Origin of the sequence: Cyclobacterium sp. (assembly GCF_014762705.1) — a bacterium.
Taxonomy (GTDB): Bacteria; Bacteroidota; Bacteroidia; order Cytophagales; family Cyclobacteriaceae; genus Cyclobacterium.
The window spans coordinates 1-8,490 of sequence record NZ_JABURL010000108.1 but is presented as its reverse complement, the minus strand read 5'-3'; the positions used below and the strand labels follow the sequence as shown (position 1 = coordinate 8,490).

8 protein-coding genes are annotated in these 8,490 nt (G+C 41.9%); 6 read left to right on the top strand and 2 right to left on the bottom strand.

Annotation, left to right across the window (positions count from 1 at the left end; translation table 11 throughout):
• From HUJ21_RS21765 to HUJ21_RS21755, 3 genes are all read left to right on the top strand, one after another.
• On the top strand, positions 1–1,235 hold a 1,235-nt coding region (locus HUJ21_RS21765), incomplete at its 5' end, for a glycosyltransferase (protein ID WP_366483789.1).
• Between the two features lie 70 nt (positions 1,236–1,305).
• Positions 1,306–2,088: a glucose-1-phosphate cytidylyltransferase gene (gene rfbF / locus HUJ21_RS21760; RefSeq protein WP_291372809.1), complete on the top strand. Its 783-nt coding sequence runs from the start codon at positions 1,306–1,308 to the stop codon at positions 2,086–2,088.
• A gap of 22 nt (positions 2,089–2,110) precedes the next feature.
• On the top strand, positions 2,111–3,175 hold the full coding sequence (locus HUJ21_RS21755; RefSeq protein ID WP_291372808.1) for an SDR family oxidoreductase: 1,065 nt from the start codon (positions 2,111–2,113) through the stop codon (positions 3,173–3,175).
• A 58-nt stretch (positions 3,176–3,233) separates the two neighbouring features.
• Here HUJ21_RS21755 and HUJ21_RS21750 read toward each other — a convergent pair whose 3' ends face one another.
• On the bottom strand, positions 3,234–4,532 hold the full coding sequence (locus tag HUJ21_RS21750) for a Gfo/Idh/MocA family oxidoreductase (RefSeq protein WP_291372807.1): 1,299 nt from the start codon (positions 4,530–4,532) through the stop codon (positions 3,234–3,236).
• Positions 4,533–4,540: 8 nt separating this feature from the next.
• The gene (gene rfbC, locus HUJ21_RS21745) at positions 4,541–5,071 is read right to left on the bottom strand and encodes a dTDP-4-dehydrorhamnose 3,5-epimerase (RefSeq protein ID WP_291372805.1); all 531 of its coding nucleotides are present in this window, start codon (positions 5,069–5,071) and stop codon (positions 4,541–4,543) included.
• Between the two features lie 251 nt (positions 5,072–5,322).
• On the opposite strand from rfbC, the gene HUJ21_RS21740 reads away from it, so the two are divergent.
• The 3 genes from HUJ21_RS21740 to moeB form a co-directional block, all read left to right on the top strand.
• A complete protein-coding gene (locus HUJ21_RS21740; protein ID WP_291372803.1) occupies positions 5,323–6,708 on the top strand; it encodes a polysaccharide biosynthesis protein in 1,386 nt (461 codons plus the stop codon).
• Between the two features lie 9 nt (positions 6,709–6,717).
• A complete protein-coding gene (locus HUJ21_RS21735; protein ID WP_291372801.1) occupies positions 6,718–7,137 on the top strand; it encodes a M67 family metallopeptidase in 420 nt (139 codons plus the stop codon).
• Between the two features lie 4 nt (positions 7,138–7,141).
• Positions 7,142–8,490, top strand: a 1,349-nt coding sequence (gene moeB, locus HUJ21_RS21730; RefSeq protein ID WP_291372799.1) for a molybdopterin-synthase adenylyltransferase MoeB, incomplete at its 3' end; no start/stop codon positions are given.

The window sequence follows — 8,490 nt, the reverse complement described above, 5'->3', positions numbered from 1 at the left end:
AAAAATTCCCTTATTTTGCGGAGAATATTTCAAAATATTTTTGGATCTGGATGAAGCCTCGTGTCTTTTTAATTAATAATTACTCCATGGAAAACGCCTATTCTCTTTGGGAAAAAGGATTGAGCGGAAGCCATCACGTTTGGGGAAAAGTAGAACTGGATAAAAAAGGAAAGGTGGACATGCGTATCTTCCCTCATGAAAAATACCCCCTTTTGAATAAAATCGGAGAGTTCTTTGGCATTGGGCACCTGGACCAGCAAATCCGACTTTTACGCAACCTCAAAAAATTCGACATCCTATATTCCCCCTATTCCTCATCTAATACCAAATTTTTGGTTTTGCTTAAGTTTTTGGGTTTATTTAAAAAACCCATCGTCGTCACCATTCATCAACCTTTTTGGCAAGGTAAAAATGAAAACCCACTGTATCGCTTCCTTTCAAGACTTTACATCCTCAGCTACGATGCCTGCATTTTTTTAAGTGAACCACTTATGAAAAAAACTGTTTCCCTTTTAAACATTTCAGAGAAAGACGCAAATAATAAGTTCAGCCTTACACAGTGGGGTCCGGATATAACTTACTTAGATAAATTTAATCCTTCCCACCTTCCTTTTGAATCCTGTGACTATTTCATTAGCGCCGGACATACGGACAGGGACTTCGAGACGCTGATTGAAGCCTTTAGGGGACTGGAATATAAATTATGGATATTTTGTACGCCTGAATCAATTCCAAAAACCACCGATATTCCCCCAAATGTGCGGGTAAATTCGGTTGTGACTAGGTCCTATGACCTGATCCCCTATTATCAAAAATCGATTGCCATTCTAATTCCTCTAAAATACCCGGAGCATAAGGAAGGCTGCCAGGGTATGACTAGCTTGCAGGATGTGGTTTCCTTCAGCAAACCGGCTATTATGACGCGCAATCCTTGTTTGAATTTGGATATTGAAAAAGAAGGGATAGGCAAATACGTAGACATGTATGACGTGCAGGGCTGGAAAAAACAATTAACGTTCTTTGCCAGCAATAAGGCATCTTGGGAAAAAATGAGCGAAAACTCCCGTTTATTATTTGAAACCAAGTTCAATTCTGAAATTTTTGCCTCCCATCTGGAAAAAGTGCTATTGGCTACATTTCAGGAAAAATCAACCTTGAAACATAAAATCGAGTATGATGAAAGCCTTACAGAGAGTTATAAAACTCAGCCTTTCCAGAAAGGAAATGACATTTGATTACATACAGTGCACCTCTATTGGTCCCAAATTTTTCGCAAATACGAATATCTTAAACCCTGAATAAGCTATGAAGGCAGTAATTTTAGCCGGTGGTTTCGGCACAAGAATCAGTGAAGAAAGTACAGTTCGCCCCAAGCCCATGGTGGAAATTGGTGATAAGCCAATTTTGTGGCATATCATGAAAATGTATGCCCATCACGGCATTAATGATTTTATCATTTGCTGTGGCTATAAAGGCCATGTTATTAAGGATTACTTTATCAACTACCACCTCATGCATTCTGATTTTACGGTAAACCTTGATACAAACGAGGTGAATGTCCACCAACAGCATGCCACCCCTTGGAAAGTTACCCTGGTGGACACAGGACTGGAGACCATGACAGGGGGTCGTCTGAAACGGATAAAAGAGTACATAGGGAATGAAACTTTTTGCATGACCTACGGGGATGGCGTTTCGAATGTCAATATCCGCGAGAGTATTCAATTTCATAAAAAGGAAGGTGTAGCAGCCACGCTTACGGCGGTAAGGCAACCCGGGAGATTTGGAGCCTTCGTTCTTTCCTCTCCCGGGACACGCATTCAACAATTTAGGGAAAAACCACAAGGGGATGGCACGGAGGGCGCGATGATCAATGGTGGTTTTTTTGTACTAGAGCCCTCGGTTTTTGACCTGATTGAAGACGATGAAACTGTATGGGAGCGAGAACCCATGGAAAAGCTAACCAATAAAAATGAAATGGCCGCTTATGTCCATCACGGATTTTGGCAAGCCATGGATTCCCTTCGTGACAAAAATTATCTGGAAACACTCTGGTCTTCCGGGAAGGCTCCCTGGAAAGTTTGGTAATCTATCGGTAAAAAGAAAAATTATGAACATACTCATCGCTGGCAATATGGGATACATCGGTCCCGTGTTGGTACAACACCTGAAAAACAACTACCCCGATTCCAGGATCATTGGTTTTGATATAGGCTATTTTTCTCATTGCCTAACCACTACAGGCCCCTTGCCGGAAATAATGATCGACAAACAAGTATTTGGCGACATACGCCATTTTCCGGATGAGCTTTTGGAGGGGGTCGATGTGGTAATTAACCTTGCGGCCATTTCCAATGATCCTATGGGAAAAACTTTTGAAGATATCACCCTGGAGATCAATTACCGCTCTTGTATAAACCTGGCTAAGAAGGCCAGGAAAGCAGGAGTCAAACATTTTGTTTATGCTTCCAGCTGCAGTATGTATGGGGCTGCAGACGATTTTCCCAAAACCGAAGAAGCAACTTTAAACCCCCTGACTGCCTATGCCCGTTCGAAGGTATTTGCTGAAAAGGACCTGCAGGCCCTTGCCCAGGAAAATTTCCTGATCACTTGTTTAAGGTTTTCTACTGCCTGTGGGTTTAGCCCAAGGCTTAGGTTGGATCTGGTTTTAAATGATTTTGTGGCAGGTGCTATTACCTCAAAAAAGATCAATATACTAAGTGACGGTACTCCCTGGAGAGCCATGATACATGTAAAGGACATGTCTAGAGCCATCGAATGGGCTTCTATACGGGCCAGGGAAAATGGAGGAACCTTCGTAGCTGTAAATGTGGGAAGTAATACCTGGAACCACCAAATTAAAACTGTGGCCCTGGAAGTCCAGAGATTAATTCCGGAAACCCAAGTTTCCTTAAACGAAGATGCCCCGGCAGATAAGCGGTCCTACAGGGTTAATTTTAGCAAGTTCGAACAATTGGCACCTGATTTCCAGCCGCAATTTAATTTGGAACGAACTATTAAGGACCTTCAGGAGGGGCTTACAGGAATCGGTTTTAATGATCCCCATTTTAGGGAATCGGGCCTGATCCGACTAAAGGTTTTAAATCGTTTTCAACAAAAACAAATCCTGGACAAGGATTTATCCTGGCTCCTGATACCAGCGTCCAAGACATAGGTATGCTCAGCAGAGAAATGCAAATGTCATACTTCCGATTTATGTTTCCAGGGAAGGTTTACTCCTTTGGAAAGAAATAGGCATTCTGCTCAGCCCGAAGACGGTCACTTATCCTTCCTTCAGGAACCTGAACGTCATCGTAAGTAATCACCTGATCTTTTGGAACATCTCTTTTTAGCACACATCCTCCAGCCAAGCCAAGTGGAAGCAAGCGCTCTTCCATGGAAATCGGCATGTTTTCACATAGCCCGTACATCATGTATTGGCCAATACCATCCAGCACTTCTCCCTTTTTGAGATCTTTTTTGGGCGTAGCCACTACATCCACCATGGGTTTGACAGGAGCAATGGTGGCATCGTGAAACAAAACAGCTCTTGCAACAGTGATGGGAACTTCAAAGTGACACAAGTGATAGGGATTGTAGAAGCAATAAAAAGGACCTTCTCCAACTTTGTACAGATTAAGATAGGTTTTTTGAATGGGATGGTCCATGGTACCCAGGACAAAAACACCGGGCCCCGGGCTTGCTCCAACGATATAATCAACGATGCCATCTCCTTTGAGCAAATCTTCAGCCGGATACTGATCCAAACAATCCCGAACATGTTTCCCTGCTTCTACTGTAGGACCATGCATGCCCCTTTTGGCAACCTTCATTCCGGTAGCATTTGCTGTTATGGCTTGCTCAAATGAGATCTTACTCCCATCGGCAAAAGAGGTAACCATGACTGGGTTTTGGTTCCATTTTTTGGCAAACCCCTCCTGGGTGGTGGGGTTTCGGTAGGGGTCATGCAAGCCCTTTATATTACCACATAATACCGGCTTAAGTCCAATTTGCCTGACATATCGATAAAGGTTCAATGTTACCCCCGGTTGATCTCCATCTGCATTGGTAAAAATCACGCCTTTTTTATCCGCATACACTTTTAATATGGGGCCGAATGTTCCGTCGGCTTCTGCGTTCATCATGATCAGGTGTTTCCCATGGTCAATGGCCTCCAGTGCAACCCTCGCTCCAAATTCTACCGCTCCGGTAACTTCAATAATGGCATCAATGCCGCTTGCCTGACAGAGCAATAAAGGATCCGTGCTGATTGCCTTTTTGTCGGCTTTTAGTGCGGATTCCAACTGACTCAGGTTAGTTACTTCTTCGGCCTGGTTATGCCCGGCATTTTGAAATACCTCCCTGGCTTTTGGTAGCGTCCGGTTAGCAATGGCCACTAATTTCATTCCCGGGGTATACAACTCCATCTGAATGGCAATTCCTTTCGCCATAAAACCGGCACCAATCATCCCTACTCTTATGGGATTATTTTCTTCTTCACGTTTCTGGAGCGCACTATCTATAAGTATCATAACTATAATTAGGAGGTATAATAAGGATGAGAATTGTCTTTTTCAGAAATAACCGACACCTCAATGGGCCACTTTAGTTCAAACTTCGGGTCATCCCATTTGATTCCCCTTTCGGACCCCGGGGTGTAAAACTGTGAAACCAGGTATTGAATGGAAGTATTGTCTTCTAAAGTAATGAAACCGTGTGCGAAATTTTTGGGAACATACAGCATTCTGTTGTTTCCCTCTGAAAGTTCCACACCAATCCATTTCCCATAAGTGGATGAATCTTCCCTGAGATCAATAATAATATCGTAGATAGATCCTGAGGTGCATTTTACGAGTTTGGTCTCCTGATAAGGGGCTACCTGGTAATGCATCCCCCGTACGGTTCCCTTTTTTTTATTATAGGACATGTTTGCCTGGGCAATCCGGGTTTCAAGCCCATGTTTTTCAAATTCTTTCTGACAAAAGGTTCGTCCAAAAAACCCTCTTTCGTCTACTATTCTTTCCATTTCAAGGATAAAGGCTCCTTTTAATTCCGTTTCGGTAAAAATCATGCTCGTTTAAAATTTGAACGAAATATACGGATTAATCAAACAAAAAAACATTAATCCCAGTAATTCAGCGTTACCTAAACTAAAATAGCTTTTTATTGATAAAAATATCTGCCAAATATATTTCGATTGTAAAAAAAGAAATTTAAATTTACATAATTATTTTCAAATGTATATTTTTGCTATTCTAATGCAATTAAATGTATTTAAAATTTTTCCTGAATCAGTAAAGTACCGCTATGAAGACTGGACTCATGAAACAGATCTGGGAGCTCTCCGGAAAAATCTCAGATAAAAACGGATATGAAAGATTGACCAGTTTAACCGATAAGCTTATTGAATTGTATCGTGAGCAGGGAAGAATTGAAAATAATCCCCTGGAATCATCCAGAAAAAGAACCCTTTCGATTCCGTCTGAAGAATTGAAGCAAATCCTGAATCAGTCTTCCATACTTGTAACAGGCGGTTTGGGATGCGTGGGCTCCACATTGGTTCGGGCACTTTTGGAACATGGGCCGGCAAAAATTGTGGTAGTGGACAAGGTGTCCCCGCAGGAAAGTAGCTATAAACTGCCGGAATCAGAGCAAATTGAATTCAGACAACATGACATTCTGGACGAAAAAGGATTGGAAGAAATATTCAGAACCTATCGGCCGGAATTTGTATTTCATACAGCCGCACAAAGAAACCCCGGTCTGGCAGAGAAATCCATATTAGACACGGTTAAAACTAATATACTGGGTACTTTAGCGGTACTGACTGCCTGCGAAAACACGCCATCGGTGAACCAATGCGTGTTTACATCCACTGGTAAAGCTAGCAGGTATCTTACCAATGAAATTTATGCGGCTACCAAGAAGATTTGCGAAATGTTGCTTGATGACTTTTCCAGAAACGGTTCCAAGATATACAGTATGGTACGGTTTACGCATATAGTCGACAACAGCTTGATGGACAAGCAAATCATGGAATATGCTGAAAATGGGGACTTCATTCCTATCCATTCTCCGGGTAAATTTGTCACCGCTCAAAACGTAAACGAAGCAGCACTATTATTGCTAAACGCTTTGATTCATTCAGAAAAAGGAATTGCTCGATTTTTATTGGTAAAAAACCTGGAATGGCCGGTAGAAAGCCTTGAATTGGCCCTCTACTACATCCAGGAATTTAAACGAAAAATACCCATTATTTTTACCGGGAATCCCAAGGGATATGGAGAGAAATTTTTCCGCGGACAATTGGACTGGAAAAATCCACTTGAGTTAAATTTATTGATAAATGTCTATGAAAATCGAAAAAGGGAAATCAATAGAGCAGAAGATATCATTATTTCAACCCTGGTACCCACCTCCCATAACCTTCTTGATCACCTGATCAGTGCTTTGAAAAAAGTAAGCACCGACCAAGAGGCAAAAACCGTTCTTTTGAACGGACTGAAAGAATTATTTGAAGATTCCCTGGCTCATGTTCCCGCCTCCCAGACCATGGAAATTCTAAAATGGGGGCTGGATCAAAATCACCTGAAGCAAGACGGTTTAACGCCCTCGGATTTTGGGGATATGATTCCCATCATGATGCGTTCCTTATCGAAAACTCCTTTTGAAAAAGAACTAAAGGATGCTTTTGAATCGCCCTGTTAATTGTATTTTATGATTTGTATTGCAGCATCTTTAGTAGCTAATTTGATACAGGAGGTCGAAACCGTTCCGGAGGAAACTTGCGGGTTTTTGTTGGGAAAAACTAGCAGAAATAAAAATAACATCTTAAATTATATACCCGTAAAAAATGTCAGTGACCAAAACAGGGATCGACATTATCTTATTCATCCGAAGGATTATTTGCAAACGGAAGTTCTGGCCATGAAAACCCAAACTCAAATGATAGGTATTTACCACACGCATCTGGATTGGCCTGCTATTCCATCTGAAACTGACCGCCTTTCAGCCTTCCCGAATGTATCTTATGTAATTATTTCCTTGAATAAACTTCGCTTTTCAGACATAAAATCCTGGCGATTGAACGATACCAATCAATTTATTGAAGAAAAATTTCACATTATTACCGAATAAAATTATGGCAACAATATTCATCCCCACCCCTTTACGTAAGTTCACTGCAAATGCAGCCAAAACAGAAATTGAAGCAGAAACGATAAAGGAAATGTTGGACGAGCTTTCAAAAAAATTCCCTGAGCTAAAAAGGTATTTATACACGCCGGATGGAAATATCCCTTCCTTTATTAATATTTTTATTGACGAGGAGGATATTCAGAATCTGGAAATGGAGAATACCAGGATCAAAAGTGAAAGTGTGGTAAGTATTGTTCCGGCAATAGCAGGTGGTACGGACGATATTAGCTTCAGTAAGGAAGAATTGGCCAGGTACAATCGCCATATCATCATCCCTGAATTCGGATTGGAAGCCCAAAAAAAACTAAAAAAATCCAGGGTATTGGTCATTGGTTCCGGAGGACTCGGTAGTCCACTCCTTCTTTATCTGGCAGCAGCAGGGGTGGGTACGCTGGGTATCGTGGATTTTGATGTAGTAGAAGACAGTAACCTCCACCGGCAAGTAATTTTTGGGGTTTCCGAATTAGGTATTCCGAAAGTTGAGGCTGCTAAAAAAAGGCTTCTGGAGATCAACCCTTATATCCAAATAAATGTATATAATGAAAGGTTCACCAAAGAAAACGCCATGCGGCTAATTGGTGACTACGACCTTGTAGCAGATGGTACGGATAATTTCCCTACCAGATACCTGGTAAATGATGCCTGTGTCCTGTCAAATAAAACCAATGTTTATGCTTCCATTTACCAGTTTGAAGGCCAGGTATCTGTTTTCAATTACCAGGAAAATGGGGTGTTCGGACCAAACTACCGGGATCTGTATGAAACGCCACCGCCTCCCGGACTGGTACCGAGTTGTGCAGAAGGTGGGGTATTGGGAGTATTGCCCGGAATCATCGGTAGCCTGCAGGCATTAGAAGTTTTGAAAGTCATTACAGGCATCGGCGAGGTGCTCAGCGGTAAGTTATACACTTTCGATGCCCTGAGTTTTCAATCCCGGACTTTTAAAGTTGGGAGGAAAAAGAGCAATCCATTAAATGGGGAAAACCCAAGCATCAAAGAATTGATTGATTATGAGGAATTTTGCAGTGTTGGTAAAACAGAATCCAAAATCAAGGAAATTTCGGCCGAAGAATTCAGGGAGCTCCTGGAAAAAGAAGAAGACTTCCAACTGATTGATGTACGCGAACCGCACGAATTCGAGATTGCGAATATTGGAGGTGAATTGATCCCCCTGGGGACAATTATTTCACAGGGCGAAAAAATCGAGCGTAATAAAAAGGTAGTAGTTCTTTGTAAGGTAGGAGGCCGAAGTGAAAAGGCCATCCGGGCACTGGAAGAGCAGTTTGGATTTGG